This window comes from Paraburkholderia xenovorans, assembly GCF_046030735.1.
In the GTDB taxonomy this organism is placed as follows: Bacteria; Pseudomonadota; Gammaproteobacteria; order Burkholderiales; family Burkholderiaceae; genus Paraburkholderia; species Paraburkholderia xenovorans_A.
The window spans coordinates 25,209-41,299 of the sequence record NZ_JAQQBV010000020.1; the positions used below are offsets into that span (position 1 = coordinate 25,209).

At 63.4% G+C, this 16,091-nt stretch carries 16 protein-coding genes; 5 read left to right on the forward strand and 11 right to left on the reverse strand.

What is annotated here, in order from left to right:
* Positions 1 to 81: 81 nt before the first annotated feature.
* The 3 genes from PQQ51_RS20265 to PQQ51_RS20275 form a co-directional block, all read right to left on the reverse strand.
* Entirely contained in the window at positions 82 to 921 is an 840-nt protein-coding gene (locus PQQ51_RS20265; protein ID WP_408498602.1) for an ABC transporter ATP-binding protein, read from the reverse strand.
* On the reverse strand, positions 918 to 2,012 hold the full coding sequence (locus PQQ51_RS20270; RefSeq protein WP_408498603.1) for an ABC transporter substrate-binding protein: 1,095 nt from the start codon (positions 2,010 to 2,012) through the stop codon (positions 918 to 920). The genes PQQ51_RS20265 and PQQ51_RS20270 overlap by 4 nt, the downstream gene beginning before the upstream one ends.
* A 162-nt stretch (positions 2,013 to 2,174) precedes the next feature.
* Entirely contained in the window at positions 2,175 to 3,119 is a 945-nt protein-coding gene (locus PQQ51_RS20275; protein ID WP_408498604.1) for a LysR family transcriptional regulator, read from the reverse strand.
* 100 nt (positions 3,120 to 3,219) lie between these two features.
* Here PQQ51_RS20275 and PQQ51_RS20280 point away from each other — a divergent pair, with 100 nt between their 5' ends.
* The 3 genes from PQQ51_RS20280 to PQQ51_RS20290 are packed head-to-tail and all read left to right on the forward strand — an operon-like array spanning position 3,220 to position 6,322.
* A complete protein-coding gene (locus tag PQQ51_RS20280; RefSeq protein WP_408498605.1) occupies positions 3,220 to 4,461 on the forward strand; it encodes an acyl-CoA dehydrogenase family protein in 1,242 nt (413 codons plus the stop codon).
* Positions 4,458 to 5,525, forward strand: coding sequence for a phosphotransferase family protein (locus PQQ51_RS20285; protein WP_408498606.1), 1,068 nt, complete (start codon positions 4,458 to 4,460; stop codon positions 5,523 to 5,525). The genes PQQ51_RS20280 and PQQ51_RS20285 overlap by 4 nt, the downstream gene beginning before the upstream one ends.
* 41 nt (positions 5,526 to 5,566) lie before the next feature.
* Entirely contained in the window at positions 5,567 to 6,322 is a 756-nt protein-coding gene (locus tag PQQ51_RS20290; RefSeq protein WP_408498607.1) for an SDR family oxidoreductase, read from the forward strand.
* Positions 6,323 to 6,333: 11 nt separating this feature from the next.
* On the opposite strand, the gene yghU is transcribed toward PQQ51_RS20290, so the two are convergent.
* The 8 genes from yghU to PQQ51_RS20330 all read right to left on the reverse strand — a co-directional run bounded on the left by yghU (position 6,334) and on the right by PQQ51_RS20330 (position 13,835).
* On the reverse strand, positions 6,334 to 7,209 hold the full coding sequence (gene yghU, locus PQQ51_RS20295) for a glutathione-dependent disulfide-bond oxidoreductase (RefSeq protein WP_408498608.1): 876 nt from the start codon (positions 7,207 to 7,209) through the stop codon (positions 6,334 to 6,336).
* A gap of 79 nt (positions 7,210 to 7,288) precedes the next feature.
* A complete protein-coding gene (locus tag PQQ51_RS20300; protein ID WP_408498609.1) occupies positions 7,289 to 8,119 on the reverse strand; it encodes a MetQ/NlpA family ABC transporter substrate-binding protein in 831 nt (276 codons plus the stop codon).
* Positions 8,120 to 8,333: 214 nt separating this feature from the next.
* Positions 8,334 to 10,466 (reverse strand): family 2A encapsulin nanocompartment cargo protein cysteine desulfurase, encoded by a 2,133-nt coding sequence (locus PQQ51_RS20305; RefSeq protein WP_408498610.1) that lies wholly within the window; start codon positions 10,464 to 10,466, stop codon positions 8,334 to 8,336.
* Complete coding sequence (locus tag PQQ51_RS20310; protein ID WP_011493308.1) at positions 10,441 to 11,373, reverse strand: family 2A encapsulin nanocompartment shell protein; 933 nt, start codon at positions 11,371 to 11,373, stop codon at positions 10,441 to 10,443. The genes PQQ51_RS20305 and PQQ51_RS20310 overlap by 26 nt, the downstream gene beginning before the upstream one ends.
* 108 nt (positions 11,374 to 11,481) lie before the next feature.
* The gene (locus PQQ51_RS20315; RefSeq protein ID WP_408498611.1) at positions 11,482 to 11,757 is read right to left on the reverse strand and encodes a helix-turn-helix domain-containing protein; all 276 of its coding nucleotides are present in this window, start codon (positions 11,755 to 11,757) and stop codon (positions 11,482 to 11,484) included.
* Positions 11,754 to 12,791 carry a serine O-acetyltransferase EpsC gene (gene epsC / locus PQQ51_RS20320; protein WP_408498612.1) on the reverse strand — a complete coding sequence of 346 codons (1,038 nt, stop codon included), beginning with the start codon at positions 12,789 to 12,791 and terminating at the stop codon, positions 11,754 to 11,756. The genes PQQ51_RS20315 and epsC overlap by 4 nt, the downstream gene beginning before the upstream one ends.
* 43 nt (positions 12,792 to 12,834) lie before the next feature.
* Positions 12,835 to 13,302 (reverse strand): rhodanese-like domain-containing protein, encoded by a 468-nt coding sequence (locus PQQ51_RS20325; protein WP_408498613.1) that lies wholly within the window; start codon positions 13,300 to 13,302, stop codon positions 12,835 to 12,837.
* Between the two features lie 242 nt (positions 13,303 to 13,544).
* On the reverse strand, positions 13,545 to 13,835 hold the full coding sequence (locus tag PQQ51_RS20330; RefSeq protein ID WP_408498614.1) for a hypothetical protein: 291 nt from the start codon (positions 13,833 to 13,835) through the stop codon (positions 13,545 to 13,547).
* A 270-nt stretch (positions 13,836 to 14,105) separates the two neighbouring features.
* Here PQQ51_RS20330 and PQQ51_RS20335 point away from each other — a divergent pair, with 270 nt between their 5' ends.
* Complete coding sequence (locus PQQ51_RS20335) at positions 14,106 to 14,702, forward strand: nitroreductase family protein (RefSeq protein ID WP_408498615.1); 597 nt, start codon at positions 14,106 to 14,108, stop codon at positions 14,700 to 14,702.
* Between the two features lie 47 nt (positions 14,703 to 14,749).
* On the forward strand, positions 14,750 to 15,970 hold the full coding sequence (locus PQQ51_RS20340; protein WP_408498616.1) for an acyl-CoA dehydrogenase family protein: 1,221 nt from the start codon (positions 14,750 to 14,752) through the stop codon (positions 15,968 to 15,970).
* Positions 15,971 to 16,091: the final 121 nt, after the last annotated feature.

Sequence of the window (16,091 nt, forward strand, 5' to 3'; positions counted from 1 at the left end):
CTGCGTCGGGCAACGCGCGGCTGGCGCGTCCTGGGTGCGATCAGAACCGGCAGATCACGAACACTGTTTTGCTCGGCCACGCTATGCCCCTATGGTTCGTTCGACGACGCGCTCGCTCGCGGGCGTCGGCTGCTCGCCGAGTTCTTCGCTCAAGCTCGCCCATGCGCGCTCCCGCAACGCGACGAACGCAGCGCTATGACGGATCGACGCAGGACGCGGACGCGGCAGATCGACGTCGACGATTTCCTTCACACGACCCGGCCCACGCCCCATGATCGCCACGCGGTCCGCAAGAAAAATCGCTTCGTCGATGCTATGCGTGACGAACACGACCGTCTTCGCACTCTTCTCCCAGATGCCGAGCAATTCCTGTTGCAGCGATTCGCGCGTCTGCGCGTCGAGCGCGCCGAACGGTTCGTCCATCAGCAGAATCTCCGGGCCGTAAGCGAGCACGCGTGCAATCGCCACGCGCTGCCGCATGCCGCCCGACAGTTGATGCGGGTAGTGATCGGCGAAATCGAGCAGACCGACGAGGCGCAAAAAGCGCTCCGCCTCGCTGCGCCGTTGCGCGCTTTTCACGCCGCGAATCTCCAGCCCGGTTTCGACGTTCTTGCGCACCGTGCGCCACGGAAACAGCGCATAGCCTTGAAACACCACACCGAGCTTCTGACGCGCGGCACTGACCGCCTCGCCGTCCACCGTGATGTCGCCCGACGTTTGCGGCACCAGTCCGGCGAGAATGCTCAGGAAGGTCGACTTGCCGCAGCCGCTCGGACCGAGCAACGCGAGGAATTCGCCGTCGCGCACGCTCAGCTCGAAACCGTCGAGCACCGTATGGCTCGAATCCGTTGCCTCGTTCGCATAGGTGAGCGACAGATCGCGGGCGACGATCTTGTCGCGCGAGCGGGTGACTTCGCTCATGTGTGGTTTCCGTCGGCAGGTGTCGCCACGTTCGCTTGCGACTGCTTCGCGGCAAACGGGTTGTACTCGTTCGTATAGACCTCCTTCACGGAGACCTTGCCCTTCGGAATCTTGCCGGCCTGTTCGAGAATGTCGATGTAGTACTGAATCGGCGGCTCCGTCACGACGAGATCCTTCACGTACGCGTAGCGCTCGACCAGCTTCACATCGATGCCGAGCCGCTCCGCCGTGAGCTGACGCGCCTCGTCCGGATGAGCGTTGACCCAGTTGCCGGCCTTCGCGATCGCGGTCACGAAATCCTTCACCGCCTGCGGATGTGCGCGCGCAAATGCGCCGTTCGCGCTATAAGGCGCCATCCCGCCGAGGCCGCCGTCTTCGTCCCAGTCGCTCCACAGCTTGTGCAGTTGCGGATCGGCTTCCGCCGCGCCCGAGAACGGCGGATGAATGATCGCAATGTCGACGTTCTTCGTGACGAGCGCCTGCTGCGACTGATTGTCGGGCACCACGAGCCAGTTCACCTTCGACACGTCCACGCCATGCTGCGACAGATACTTTTTGGTCACGAACTCGGCGCACGCGCCGAAGCTGTTGAACGCGACCGTTTTGCCTTCGAAGTCCTTCGGCGCGAGGATGCCCGAATCCTTGCGGGTGAAATACTTCATATGCGGCGCGTCGCGCAGCGTCTCGCCGCCCGCCGACACCACCTTGATATCCGCACCGCTGGCAATGGCCGAAATCACGAGCGGCACCATGCGTGAGCCGAAGTCGATTTCACCGGTTCCGACGAGCGGAATGATCTGCGGCGCGGCGATCTTGCCCACGTATTTCGGACGCGTACTGGTGTTCTCGAAGTAACCGAGTTTGTCGGCGAGATAGACGAGATCGAAGGACGGATTGTCCGGATACTTGAAGTAGGTGATTTCCTGCTTCGCCGGCTGGTCGCCGGACGCAGACGACGATGTGGCGGATGTCTGCACGTGATCGTCCTGAGGCTTGCAGCCGCTTTGCAGAAGAAGCGCCGCCGCGGCGCACGCCGCAATGAGAAATTTTCCGGCGACGCGTGGCCGGGAATGCGAAAGAAACGCGGTCATTGGATCAACCCGGGAGAACGGCATGGAATGGATGCGGAAACCGGCAGACGCCGATACCTTGCGCGAAAATTATGATCTGGACGCCGCATCAATCAAAACAACAAAACTTGCTTAGGTTAGCTGTCGATCGAATGATGTCGCCCTGGCGCGCAACACCCAGCGTCAGCGCTTTACGCCGGCATGCCCCGTCCACCGTTCCTGGACGACGCGCAGAACCAGGTCTCGCAACCATTGCCCCGATGCGTCCGAATTGTTGTTTGCATGCCAGTACTGGTGCAGCTCGACGGCGGGCAACTCGAACGGCGTCGGCCAGAAACGCAGCGCATAGGGCCGCGCCATCTCGTTGCCCAGTTCGACCGGCATCGTAAGAAGGCAATCGCTCGCACTGACGATCGCGAACGCCGAACTGTAGGTCTGGCAGCGCAATGCAACGCGCCGCTGGATGCCGAGATGGAGCAATGCGTGATCTTCGAGCACGATGCCGCTCGAGCGGCCCGATACCGACACATGGCGCGACTTGAGGTACTGATTGAGCGTCGGCGCGCGTTTGAGCGGATGCGTTTTCGACGCGACGATGCAAAATTTGTCGCGCAGCAGCGGCTGATGCTGAATCGGATCAGAGACAGGTTGCGCCACGTCGATCGCCAGATCGATCAACCCGGCCGACATGAGTCGCGACAGATTGGTGCGGTCGAAACTGACGCTCGCGAGCGAGGCTTCAGGCGCGGCTTCGAAGAACGCGGCTTGCAGGGTCGGGAAAAGCGTCATCTCCACCGCTTCGGGCATACCGATCCGGAAGGTTTGCCGGGTGCTGGCCGGATCGAAGCGTGTCCATTGCTGCAACAGCCTGCGCAGATTCGCCATCTGCTCGAACAACTCCGGCGCCAGCCGGTGACAGGCCGGCGTCGGCACCATCGTGTTGCCCTGACGAACGAACAGCGCATCGCCCAGGTGCTCGCGCAAACGACGTAGCGCGTGGCTTATCGCAGACGGCGTGAGCGCCAGTGCGTCGGCCGCCCGGGTCAGATGCCGCTCGCGGAACACGGCTTCGAACACACGCAGCAGATTCAGATCCAGACTGTCGGGCCGTGAATGAATTCTGTTCATTAAGATCGCTTAAAAAATATCACTTCATTCAATATAAATTCTTCCCTAGCATTCGTCAAAGATCGGCGATGCCCGCAGACCGAACACATTGGAGACGGATATGGATTTCACACCCGGCGACAAAAGCCGCGAATACCTGAGCAGGTTGCAGTCGTTCATCGACACGCACGTGACGCCTGTGGAAGAGGCTTACCGGAAGGAAAACCGCGAGATCAACGCAGGAGCGAACTGGTCCACGTGGACCACCCTGCCCGTGATCGACGAGCTGAAAGCGAAAGCACGCGCTGCGGGTTTATGGAACCTGTTTCTTCCGGACGCGAAACTCGGCGCCGGACTCACGACGCTGGACTATGCGCCGCTCGGCGAACTGATGGGCAGGTGCGAGATCGCCGCCGAGATATTCAACTGCAACGCGCCGGACAGCGGCAATATGGAAGTGCTCTATCACTTCGGCACGGAACAGCAAAAGGAACGGTGGCTCGAGCCTTTGCTTGCGGGCGATATCCGCTCGGTGTTCTGCATGACGGAACCCGGCGTCGCGTCATCCGATCCGACCAATCTTGCGGCAACGATCCGTGAGGACGGCGACGACGTGGTGCTCAACGGCCGGAAGTGGTGGAGCACGGGGCTCGGCCATCCGAACGCGAAGCTCGCGATTTTCATGGGCGTATCCGATCCCGACGCGGACCCGCATCGCCGGCACAGTATGGTGCTCGTGCCGCTCGATACACCGGGCGTGCGCATCGTCCGGATGCTGCCTACCTTCGGCGAATACGATCCGCCCTACGGGCATGGCGAGGTCGAATTCAATGACGTGCGCGTACCGCGGGAGAACGTCGTGCTCGGCCTCGGAATGGGCTTCGCGATTGCGCAGGGCCGATTGGGCCCTGGACGCATTCATCACGCGATGCGCGCGATCGGCGCCGCCGAGCGCGCGCTCGAGCTGACCATCGCCCGAGCGAACGAGCGGGAAGCATTCGGCAATCCGCTCGTCAGGCTCGGCGGCAATCTCGAACGCATCGCGGATGCGCGCATCGCGATCGATCAGGCGCGCCTGCTCACGCTGTACGCGGCATGGAAGATCGACACGCTAGGCGTGAAGGATGCGATGACCGAGATTTCCGCGATCAAGGTTGTCGCCCCTAACCTGCTGCAACGCATCGTGGATCAGGCGATCCAGATCCACGGCGGCGCGGGCCTGTCTCACGACGTGCCGCTGACCAACCTGTATCTGATGGCCCGTGCGCTGCGCCTCGCCGACGGTCCGGATGAAGTGCATCGCGCGATGGTCGGGCGCCGCGAGTTGGCCAGATACAGGCAGAAGCTGGCGGGCGCCGCATGACCACGACTTCGACGCTCGATCGGGCCGGCGCGGTGCGCTCCGGAGAGGAGCTCGACGCCGCTGCCGTCGACGGGTGGCTCAAGCAGCAGCTCAGCGGACTTCAGGGCACGCCGGAGATCACACAGTATTCGGGTGGCGCGTCGAACTGGACGTATCGCCTCAAGTACGAAAACGACGATCTGATTCTGCGCCGGCCGCCGAACGGTACGAAGGCGAAGTCCGCGCACAACATGGCGAGGGAATACCGGATCCAGCGCGCGTTGAAACCGGTGTTTCCATTCGTACCGGAAATGCGCGCGTGCTGCGCCGACGAGTCGATCATCGGCGCGGAATTCTATGTGATGCAGCGGCTGGACGGCATCATCCCGCGCAAGAATCTTCCGCGCGGAATGAGCTTATCGGCAGCGACAGCGCAGCAGCTTTGCCATACGTTTCTCGACACGCTGATTTCGCTCCACAAGGTCGACTACGAAACGGCGGGACTCACATCGATCGGTGCGGGCGCGGGCTACACGCAACGGCAGATCGAAGGCTGGAGCAAACGCTATCGCGACGCGCACACCTGGAACGTGCCCAAAGGCGATGCGATCATCGACTGGCTTCTGTCGAACCTTCCAGCGCGTGAACCTCTCTGCGTCACGCACAACGATTTTCGTTTCGACAACGTGTTGCTCGCGCCGAGCGATCCGACCCGGATCGTCGGCGTACTCGACTGGGAATTGGCGACGCTCGGCGACCCGCTGATGGATCTCGGCAACACGCTCGCTTACTGGGTTCAGGCCGACGACGATTTCATCGCGCGCTCCACGCGCCGGCAGCCGACTCATTTGCCCGGCATGCTCACGCGCCGGCAGGCGGTCGAGTACTACTGCTCACGCGTGGACTGGGCGCCGGACAATTGGGCGTTCTACGAGGTATATGGCCTCTTCCGGCTATCGGCGATCGTGCAGCAGATCTACTACCGCTACTACCACAAGCAGACGCGAAACCCGGCCTTCAGGAACTTCTGGATCATCGTGAATTACCTTCACTGGCGTTGTCGCCGCGCGATGAAAAAAGGCTGACCTCGTGGTTCGATGCCTGAACCGCGCTCAAATAAAACATCATGCGAAAAAACATACTGATCACAGGCGCCAGCTCGGGGCTCGGCGCCGGCATGGCGCGGGAATTCGCGAAGCGCAATTACAACCTTGCACTCTGCGCCAGACGCATGGACCGTCTCGTCGCGCTCAAAGACGAACTCGAGCGGCTCGCGCCCGGCATCGACGTGTGGATTCGCGAACTGGACGTCACGAACGACACGCAGGTCTTCGACGTGTTTCGAGCGTTTCGTGAAGACATGGGGCGCGTCGATCGCGTGATCGTCAACGCCGGCATCGGCTCCGGCGCACCTTTGGGCAAAGGACATTTCCACGACAACAAACGCACCGTCGAAACGAATTTCACCGCTGCGCTCGCGCAGTGCGAAGCCGCGATGGAAATTTTCCGCGCGCAGAACGCCGGTCATCTCGTGGTCGTTTCGTCGATGAGCGCGATGCGGGGATTGCGCGGCAGCATGACCGCGTACTCGGCGAGCAAGGCTGGCGTCGCCGTGCTCGCCGAAGGCCTACGCGCCGACGTGCTGCGCAAGCGCTCGATCAAGGTCAGCACTATTTATCCCGGCTACATTCGCACGGAACTCAATGAAGGCATCGATCAGCGCAAGACGCCGTTCATCATCGACGAAACGCGCGGGTGCAAGCTGCTGGCCGCCGCGATCGAACGCGAGCCGAACCGCGCCTACGTGCCGTGGTGGCCGTGGGCGGCGCTCGGATGGTTGATGAGAAATCTGCCGTTGCGGTGGGTCGTCAGGATCAGTTGATCCGCTAACGTCTACTCCGGTGCCGCCAGCTTGTCCTGCGTGCGGGTGTCGAAGTCGCTCGCGGCATGACGTTCGTGCAATTGATCCGCGAGCTCGCCAAAGAGCCGGTTGACCTTGCGCCCACGCTTCACCGCCGGACGTTCGCCGATCGCATCCGCCCAGCGCTGCACATGCTGATAGTCCTGCACCGACAGGAACTCGCCGCCCTCGTAAAGCCATCCCTTCACGAGACCGCCATACCAGGGCCACACAGCGATATCGGCGATCGTGTATTCGCTGCCCGCCAGATATTCGCTGACCGCAAGCCGCTTATCGAGCACGTCGAGCTGACGCTTCACTTCCATCGCGAAGCGGTCGATCGCATATTCGATCTTCGACGGCGCGTACGCATAGAAATGGCCGAAGCCGCCACCCAGATAAGGCGCGCTGCCCATCTGCCAGAACAGCCACGACAGACACTCGGCGCGCGCGCCGGCGTCGGTCGGCAAAAACGCGCCGAACTTTTCCGCGAGATAAAGCAGAATCGCGCCGGACTCGAACACGCGGACCGGCTGCGCGCCGCTGCGATCCAGCAGAGCCGGAATCTTCGAGTTCGGATTCACGTCGACGAAGCCGCTGCCGAACTGATCGCCTTCGTTGATCCGGATCGGCCACGCGTCGTATTCCGCGCCGCTATGACCGAGCGCCAGCAACTCCTCCAGCAACACGGTGACCTTCACGCCGTTCGGCGTCGCGAGCGAATACAACTGCAGCGGATGATTGCCGACCGGCAACGCCTTATCGTGCGTGGGCCCCGCGATCGGGCGATTGATATTGGCGAAGCGGCCGCCGTTGTCCTTGTTCCAGGTCCAGACTTTCGGCGGCACGTAATCGGCGGAATCGCTCATGATCGAGTCTCCTTGCGTCCATGCATCGTTGAAGTAAAGGTTCGCACGGAGATTAACAAATTGACGGAAAACGCGCTGACTAGCGCCAGTCGGCCGGCTTCGAGAAACCCTGAAAGCGTTCGTCGATCACACGTTTGAATTCCGCCGACCGATACGCATTCGCGATATCGATCACATAAGGCTTCTGCAAATCCGCCGTGCGCACCGCGACGAGATTAAGGTAGTAAGGCGGAATCTTTTCGAGCAGCAGCGCATCGGTCAGCTTCAGCCCCGCGGCGAGCGCGAAGTTGCCGTTGACGAACGCATAGTCGACGTCGTCGAGCGAACGCGGCAATTGAGCCGCTTCGAGCGGCAGCAGCTTGAGCTTGTGCGGATTGCCGGCAATGTCGCGCTCCGACGATTTCACCGGATCGACGCCCGGCTTCAGCGTCACCCAGCCGAGCTGCTGCAACAGGATGATCGCGCGCGCCTGATTGGTCGCGTCGTTCGGCAGCGACACGGTCGCGCCTTCCTTCACTTCGTCGAGGCTCTTGTGCTTGTGGCTGTAGATGCCGATCGGCGCGGTCGGCACCTTGACCAGTTCGGAGAGCTTCAGCTTGTGATCGTCCGCGAATTTGCGCAGATAGATTTCGTGCTGGAACGCGTTCGCGTCGAGCACGCCGTCCGCGAGCGCGAGATTCGGCTGCACGTAATCGGTGAATTCGACGATCGTCACTTTATAGCCCTGCTTTTCCAGCAAAGGCTTGATGCCGTAGCGAATCTGATCGGAATACGGACCCGCAGTCGCGCCGAAACGGATTTCCTGTTTGTCCGGATCGGCGGCCTGCGCGCTCACGCTGAGCGCAAGCACAAACGCAGTACCGAAGGTGACGGCGGTCAGCGTGGACCACGCGCGGCGGAAGCTTTTCATCTCTGGTTCTCCTCATCGCCGTTCGCTCATGCTCATGAGGTGGCGATTAGGAAATTACAAAAACGTCAGTCGAAGCCAAACCAACAAATCGATCTTTGGTTTCTCGTGGGAAGCAAATGCAAAAACGGCTGGACGCCGTCCGCGCTTTGCGCGCGTGAAATGTAAAGCCTAAAAAAAGCGGCGGCCATCGCTGGCCGCCGCTTCTCCATCGTGCTTACCGTCGTGACGACAACCGGCGCACCACCGACACCAACGCATCGACTTCATCGCAGGTGTTGTAGAACGCGAGCGACGGACGCACGGTCGCTTCCACACCGAAGCGCCGCAAAATCGGCTGCGCGCAGTGATGCCCCGAGCGCACCGCAATGCCCTCTTCGTTCAGCGCGTGACCGACTTCCTCGGTCTCGTAGCCCTTCAGCACGAACGACAGCACGCTTGCCTTGTCGCGCGCGGTACCGATCAGCCGGACACCCGGCACCGGCTGCAACACGCTTGTCGCGTATGCGAGCAGATCGTGCTCGTAACGCGCGATATTCTCGATGCCCACACGTTGCACGTAGTCGATCGCAGCGCCGAGACCCACCGCATCGGCGATATTGCCGGTGCCGGCTTCGAAACGATTCGGCGGCGGCTGGAATACCGTGCGCTCGAACGTCACGTCGGCGATCATGTTGCCGCCGCCTTGCCACGGCGGCATGTCTTCGAGAATCGCGCGCTTGCCGTACACCACGCCGATGCCGGTCGGACCGAACACCTTGTGGCCCGAGAACACGAAGAAATCCGCGTCGAGCGCCTGCACGTCCACCCGCATGTGCGACACCGACTGCGCGCCGTCCACCAGCGCCTTCGCGCCGGCACGATGCGCGAGCTCGACGATCTCCTTGACCGGCACCACCGTGCCGAGCGCATTCGACACCTGCGTGACGGAGACGATCTTCGTGCGGTCGTTGAGCAGACGCCGGTATTCGTCGAGCAGGACCTGGCCGGTGTCGTCGACTGGAATCACACGCAGCTTCGCACCCGTTTGCGCGGCAAGCTGCTGCCACGGCACGATGTTCGCGTGATGTTCGAGATGCGACACGATGATCTCGTCGCCTTCGCCGACATGCTTCACGCCCCACGTCTTCGCGATCAGGTTGATCGCCTCGGTGGTGCCGCGCACGAAGATGATTTCCTCCGGCGACGCCGCGCCGATGAAACGCTGCACCTTGCTGCGTGCGGCTTCGTACGCGTCGGTCGCGCGGCCGGCCAGCGCATGCGCGGCCCGGTGGATGTTCGAGTTCTCATGCGCGTAGAAATACGCGAGCCGGTCGATCACCGCCTGCGGCTTGTGCGTGGTCGCGGCATTGTCGAACCACACCAGCTGACGGCCGTTCACCCGCTCCTGCAGAATCGGAAAGTCGCGGCGAATCGCATTGACGTCGAACGGCGGATGAGCCGACGCTCCGGCGTGCGGCACGTGCTGCTGCGCACCGGCGCCTTGCGCGGGAAAGCGCGACGGCTCATTCAGATTCAGAAAGTAATGCGAATTGCCTGCGTGCTGCGCCGGGTTGGGTGCCAGTGATGGCGCTGCCTGCGTTGCTTTCGACGCATCCGGCCGGTCGTACGGAAAACGTTGCTCGGCGAGCGGCTTATCGACGCCAGGGAGGCCGAACGATTGCGCGCTCACTTCGCCCCAACCCGGCACGACGATATCCGGCGACGCCGGCGACGACGATTGCGGTTGTCCCGATTCGCCGAGGAAATAATAAGGCGACGCGGCGGACCCGGCAGAATCCGCCGCAGCAGGCGACGAAACTGGCGAAGCAGCTGACGAAGCAGCCGGAACCCCACCCGCCGACGGCCGCTCCGCGCCATGCGCTTGCGGCACACCGAGCGCGGCGCCGCCGAAGCGTGGATCGAGCGCGGGCGCAACCGTCACCGCGTTGTCCGGCAAGCCATTCGGCGCCGCGGCGTGCGGCGCCAGCGCGGGCGCGCGATTGCCGAGCGACAGCACATGCGTGGGCGCCGACGGCAACAGATTGCCGCCGGGCGCCTGCCCTTGCGGCAATGCCGCGCCGGGCACACCGGTGCCCGTGCCGCCCGGACCGGCGAGCAGCGAACCGGCGGGCGCCGGATTGCCGATCTCGCTCGTCAGCGGCGCGCTGAACGGCAGCGTGCCGGCGACGCCGGGCGTCGCGCCTGCTTGCGGCGCATTGCCCGGCAACGCCGAGAAAAATGCATTGGCCAGCGACGCCAGCACAGCAGGATCAGGCAACCCCGCAGGCAAACCCCCGGGCGGACCGCTCGGCACGTCGTGCGGCAGGACGCTATCCATGGGCTTACTTGTAGGTGTCTGGGTAGTCATGGTACTTGCCGATCTCCACGTCATCGAGAACTGCCAGCGCGTCCGGCGAATGCACCGCGAGCGAGCAATAGAGCGAGATCAGATACGACGCGATCGCGTGATTGTTGATGCCCATGAAGCGAACCGACAGCCCCGGACCCTGCTCGCCGGCCACGCCTGGCTGGAACAGGCCGACCACGCCCTGGCGCTTGTCGCCCACGCGCAGCAGCAGGATCTTCGTCTTGCCGTCGGCCACCGGCACCTTGTCCGACGGGATCAGCGGAATGCCGCGCCACGTCAGGAACTGCGAGCCGAACAGGCTGACGGTCGGCGGCGGCACGCCACGGCGCGTGCATTCACGGCCGAACGCGGCGATCGCGAGCGGATGCGTGAGGAAGAACGCCGGCTCTTTCCACACCTTGGTCAGCAGTTCGTCGAGGTCGTCGGGCGTCGGCGCGCCGGTCAGCGGAAACACGCGCTGTTCTTCGGCCACGTTCGCGAGCAGACCGTAGTCCGGGTTGTTGATCAGTTGGCTTTCCTGCAATTCCTTGATCGTCTCGATCGTCAGGCGCAGTTGTTCCTTGATCTGGTCGTGCGGGCTGCTGTACAGATCCGAGATACGCGTATGCACGTCGAGCACGGTGCTGACCGCATTCAGGAAATATTCGCGCGGCTGTTCTTCGTACGGCACGAAGGTGCGCGGCAGGATGCTTTCGTCTTCGCGCGCGGTGCAGGCGGCCACCACGGCTTCGGGATTCTTCACCTGATTCAGGCGGTAGATGCCTGCTTCGACCGGCAGCCATTGCAGCAGATGCGTGAGCCAGCGCGGCGTGATCGTCGCGAGTTGCGGTACGGTTTTGGTGGCATTGGCTAGTTGCCGTGCTGCGGTATCGCCGAGCGCCGTCAGGCCGCCCACTGTTGCTGTCATCTGAAGCTCCGGGGTTGATAGAAGAAAAACGGGAAAGCTTATGAGCGAAACAGATTATCGGGAGCCGATCCCGACCCTTCAACATGCTATAGACGGCAAAGCCGGGATCTAGGTCGCGGCGGCGGGATCGGCCAGCACGGCGCGCGCGAGCACGTCGATATCCGCACTGCCGTTAGAAGGGTTGAGCAGATGCTCGATCGGCACCTGGAACGCGCGCGCGAGTTTGTCGACGGTGACGATCGACGCGATCGCCGAGCCGCGTTCGATCTCGCCGACATACGAGCGGTTGAGTCCGGCGTGCTCGGCCAGTTGCTCCTGCGACCAGCCGCGTGTTTCGCGCACGCGGCGCACCGCGGCGCCGAACTCCCTGACGAGTCCGGTCATCGCGCGGCTCCGGTCGCGGCGGTTTCAGCGGTCGCTTCAGCAGTAGCTTCAGCAGCGGCCTGAGCAGCAACTTCAGCGGCAGCGTGCACACCCGCCTCGCCACGCGGCGCACGCTCCACGGCCACCGCCGCACCCGAGCCCTCGTTGCGCGACACGGCCTGGGTCACATGCGAGCCCGGCGCGACGTCCTGCGTGAGCCACACATTGCCGCCGATCACCGAACCCTTGCCGAGCGTCACGCGGCCGAGAATGGTCGCGCCCGCATAGATCACGACATCGTCCTCGACGATCGGATGGCGCGCGTGGCCTTTCTCCAGGTTCCCGTGCGCGTCGCGAGGAAAACGCTTCGCCCCCAACGTGACCGCCTGATAAAGACGCACCCGCTCGCCGATCACGGCCGTTTCGCCGATCACCACACCCGTGCCGTGATCGATGAAGAACCCCGCGCCGATCCTGGCGCCAGGATGGATGTCGATCCCGGTTTGCGCATGCGCGAGTTCGGCGACGATGCGCGCGAGCAGCGGCAAGCCCAGGCCATAAAGTTCATGCGCCAGCCGGTGATGAATCATCGCCAGCACGCCGGGATAGCACAGCAGCACTTCGTCCACGCTGCCCGCTGCGGGATCGCCGTGAAACGCGGCCAGCACGTCGCTGTCGAGCAGGCTGCGGATCGCCGGCAGGCGTGCCGCGAACGCGCGCACCGCGATGCCGGCCTGCGCGTCGATCACGACAGCCGGCGGCGGCTGATGACGGCTGCGATAGTGCAACTCCAGCCGCGCCTGGCCGAGCAGCCCGTGCAGCGCCGCGTCCAGCGCGTGCCCCACGTAGAAGTTTTCGCTTTCCTGACGCAGATCGGGCGGCCCGAGCCGCATCGGAAACAGCACGCCCTTCAGCGTATCGACGATCTCCGCCAGCGCTTCGCGGCCGGGCAATTCGCGCCCGCCCGGCTCCAGCGAGCGCTTCTGCACTTCACGCCATTGCTGGCGGACCGTCTGAAGTTCTTCGACGATCTCATCGATATCAAACACAGCCACAGCGATTACTCCTCGTTAATGGCAGCGTGGATCAGCCGACTTGTCAGTCCTGAGTCCACGGCAGCCCGTGAAAGCGCCAACCGTTGCTGGCGCCGCGCCGTTGCGCGCCGTCCAGCTCTCCTTCGAAACCTTCGAGAACATTGAAGACCTGCGTGAAGCCCGCCTTCGCGGCGGCTTCGGCGGCCAGTGCCGAGCGGTTGCCGCTACGGCACAGCAGCAGCACGACCGCGTCCTTGCCGGTCTTCGCTTCCAGTTCGCGGACGAAACGCGGATTGCGCGTCAGACTCGTGCCGGTCGCCCACGCGACATGCACGCTGTCCTGCACGAGGCCGACGAATTTCCGTTCTTCGGCAGTGCGCACGTCCACCAGCACCGCGTCGCCGGCCTGCACGAGCGCCCAGGCGTCCTGCGGCGACACGCCGCCCGCGTAGGGCAGGCCGGCTTCTGCCGCGTGCGAACGGGCCGCTTCGAGCAGCGCGTGAGTGGGTCGTTCTGCGAGTTCAAGCGTCATGACGTCTCCTTCGATATCGCGCGAATCCTTACGCGCAGGTTCAAGGCCATGGCGAAAGCAACCGCCTATAGCCATCAGGAGACACTATGAAAGATGTGCGGGCGAAGCCGAACCAATTAATTGTCATTTCTAAAGAAGCATCGGTTTGGTCGCTGCGGCTCAGGGTTGGCCGCAGTGGCCGGCGCTCGCCCTCCTTCGCCTCGTTCCCCAGCTATTGCGTTGCCGCAGCGCCGGCTGCGGCGTCACTCCGGTGGGAGATCGAGCGGCACGACGAACATGCCCGCGGTGTATTCCATATGAAAGTAGCCGCAGCGCGCGTACGCGGCGATCCGTTCGAGCCGTTCGGGCGAGGCGGCCCCATAGCGCACGACGGGCGGCTCGTCGTCCGGTTCGCTCCATGGGGACTTAACCGGTGCGGCCTGCGTCACCTCGCTCGCCTGAGTGAGCGGCGCGCGCTTCGACCATTGCTTCTGCAAGCTGCGCACAGGATGCCGGAGTCCGGCCCAGAAAACCGTCGTTGCAAGCGTGGCCATCGGGCCTCCGTCGATTCATTGCTGTACCGATGAATCTAGCGGCCGGAAAAACGAAGTGCAAACAAGGTTTTGTGGATTGGTTTTCGCATAACGCATCAAACGCTAATCACGCCGGGTGTCGATTCAACGCTTGCGCGCCGGGCGAATAAGGTTGCGACAATAAATCGGTTCAATCGCGCCGCGGCGAAAGATAAAGTGAGCCGGCATCGATACGGGATCCACACGCCCCCGCCACACTGAGCGTCGAACACGCTTTTCTCAGGAGCCAGCATGACAACATCGAACCTACGTACTGCCGACCACGCAATCGACCGTCAATTCCTCGACCGCTGGTCGCCGCGCGCTTTCACCTCCGACACGATTTCCGAAGCCACGTTGCTGACGCTGTTCGAAGCGGCCCGTTGGGCGCCGTCGTCTTACAACTCGCAGCCGTGGCGATTCGTCTACGCAAGGCGCGATACGCCGCATTGGGAGCGCTTTCTCACCTTCCTCAACGAATTCAATCAGAGCTGGGCAAAGCACGCGGCGGCGATCGTGATCGTGCTGTCGAAGAGCACGTTCACACCGCCCGGCGGCGCGGCTGAAATTCCGGCCCCCACGCATTCGTTCGACACCGGCGCCGCATGGGGCTACCTCGCGTTGCAGGCGAGCCTGTCGGGCTGGCATGCGCACGGTCTCGCGGGCATCGAACGCGAGATCATCCGCCGCGAACTGGCGGTGCCCGATGCTTACTCGATCGAAGCGGCTATCGCGATCGGCCGTGCGGGCGACAAGACCTCGCTGCCGGAAGCATTGCAGGCGCGCGAAGTACAAAGCCAGCGCAATCCGCTGTCCGCGATCGCATCGGAAGGACGGCTCGCGCTTTGATGAACGGTTGATCGGTCTCTTCCATCGGTACACAGGAGAAACGCATTGTGAGCACGGCACTGGAGTACGACACGTCTGTCCGCCCGACCGATCACGCGCCGCCGGGCGAGTTGTCCCGCGCGTTATTGTCCGAAGCGCTGCTCGATCGGATCGGCACGCGTGCGGCGCTATACGATCGGGAGAACCGCTTCTTCTTCGAAGACATCGACGAACTGAAAGAAGCCGGCTTTCTGCGCGCGAGCGTGCCGCTCGAACTGGGTGGCCTCGGGCTGACCTCGCCCGAACTGATCCGCGAACAGGTTCGGCTCGCGGGCCGCGCGCCCGCCACCGCGCTCGCGCTGAACATGCATCAATACTGGATCGGCGCGGCGTTGCATCTGCTGCGGCGCGGCGACACGTCCGCGCAATGGATACTGACCGAGGCCGCCGCGGGCAAGGTGTTTGCCGCGGGGCACGGCGAACCCGGCAACGATCTGGGCCTCGCGCATTCGTTCGTCAAAGCGACGCCGCTCGCGGACGGCGGCTACTGTTTCGAGGGCCGCAAGATCTTCACGTCGCTGGCGCCCGCGTGGGACTGGCTCGGCGTACACGGTCTGGACGATTCGGACCCCGTGCAGCCGAAGATCGTTCACGCGTTCATCGAACGCGGCACGCCCGGTCATCGCACGGTCAAGACGTGGGACACGCTCGGCATGCGCGCGACGCAAAGCGACGACACGCTGCTCGAAGGCGCGGTGGCGACGCCGGATCGCGTCACGCGCGTGCTGCCTGCCGGCGTGCCGAACGATCCGTTCGTCGACGGTATTCTGGGCGCCGTGCTGCCTGGACTCGCGGCTGTCTATTACGGCATCGCGAAGCGCGCGTTCGATCTCGCGCTGGCTTCCGCGAAAAGCCGCACGTCCTCCGCGCTGCAAGGCAAGACCTACGCGTATAAACCGCTGACACAGCACACGGTTGCCGAGGCGGCAATCGCGCTCGACAGCATCGAAGCGCTGCTCGAGCGCGTGGCCGACCAATGGTGGGCCGGCTATCCGGAAGGCGAACTCTGGATCGCGCGCCTGCTGGCCGCCAAACAGCATGCGGTGGACGGCGCGCTGCACGTGGTGAATCTGTCGCTGCAAATCGCGGGCGCGGGTGCGTTGGCGAAACGCGCCGAACTGGAGCGGCTGTATCGCGACGTACGTGCCGGCGCATTTCATCCGCCTAACGCCGATGCGTCGCATGAGGTGATCGGCCAGGCGTGGCTCGGCGTGCTCGGCAAGGTGTAGCACGCCTGCATCTTCACGTTCATCTTCACGTTCATCGTCATGCAGCGGCGAATCCAGGCACCGCCCCACGCTATCGCCCGCAATTCGCCGCTCGAACGAAATCGCCGTATAACGTCGATAT

Excerpts from the sequence above, each read along its gene's own strand:
- PQQ51_RS20270 (WP_408498603.1), bottom strand. The coding sequence starts at position 2,012 with ATGACCGCGTTTCTTTCGCATTCCCGGCCACGCGTCGCCGGAAAATTT.
- PQQ51_RS20280 (WP_408498605.1), top strand. The coding sequence starts at position 3,220 with ATGGATTTCACACCCGGCGACAAAAGCCGCGAATACCTGAGCAGGTTG.
- PQQ51_RS20305 (WP_408498610.1), bottom strand. The coding sequence starts at position 10,466 with ATGACTACCCAGACACCTACAAGTAAGCCCATGGATAGCGTCCTGCCG.
- PQQ51_RS20285 (WP_408498606.1), top strand. The coding sequence starts at position 4,458 with ATGACCACGACTTCGACGCTCGATCGGGCCGGCGCGGTGCGCTCCGGA.
- PQQ51_RS20300 (WP_408498609.1), bottom strand. The coding sequence starts at position 8,119 with ATGAAAAGCTTCCGCCGCGCGTGGTCCACGCTGACCGCCGTCACCTTC.
- PQQ51_RS20325 (WP_408498613.1), bottom strand. The coding sequence starts at position 13,302 with ATGACGCTTGAACTCGCAGAACGACCCACTCACGCGCTGCTCGAAGCG.
- PQQ51_RS20335 (WP_408498615.1), top strand. The coding sequence starts at position 14,106 with ATGACAACATCGAACCTACGTACTGCCGACCACGCAATCGACCGTCAA.
- PQQ51_RS20330 (WP_408498614.1), bottom strand. The coding sequence starts at position 13,835 with ATGGCCACGCTTGCAACGACGGTTTTCTGGGCCGGACTCCGGCATCCT.
- PQQ51_RS20265 (WP_408498602.1), bottom strand. The coding sequence starts at position 921 with ATGAGCGAAGTCACCCGCTCGCGCGACAAGATCGTCGCCCGCGATCTG.
- yghU (WP_408498608.1), bottom strand. The coding sequence starts at position 7,209 with ATGAGCGATTCCGCCGATTACGTGCCGCCGAAAGTCTGGACCTGGAAC.
- PQQ51_RS20310 (WP_011493308.1), bottom strand. The coding sequence starts at position 11,373 with ATGACAGCAACAGTGGGCGGCCTGACGGCGCTCGGCGATACCGCAGCA.
- PQQ51_RS20290 (WP_408498607.1), top strand. The coding sequence starts at position 5,567 with ATGCGAAAAAACATACTGATCACAGGCGCCAGCTCGGGGCTCGGCGCC.
- PQQ51_RS20315 (WP_408498611.1), bottom strand. The coding sequence starts at position 11,757 with ATGACCGGACTCGTCAGGGAGTTCGGCGCCGCGGTGCGCCGCGTGCGC.
- PQQ51_RS20275 (WP_408498604.1), bottom strand. The coding sequence starts at position 3,119 with ATGAACAGAATTCATTCACGGCCCGACAGTCTGGATCTGAATCTGCTG.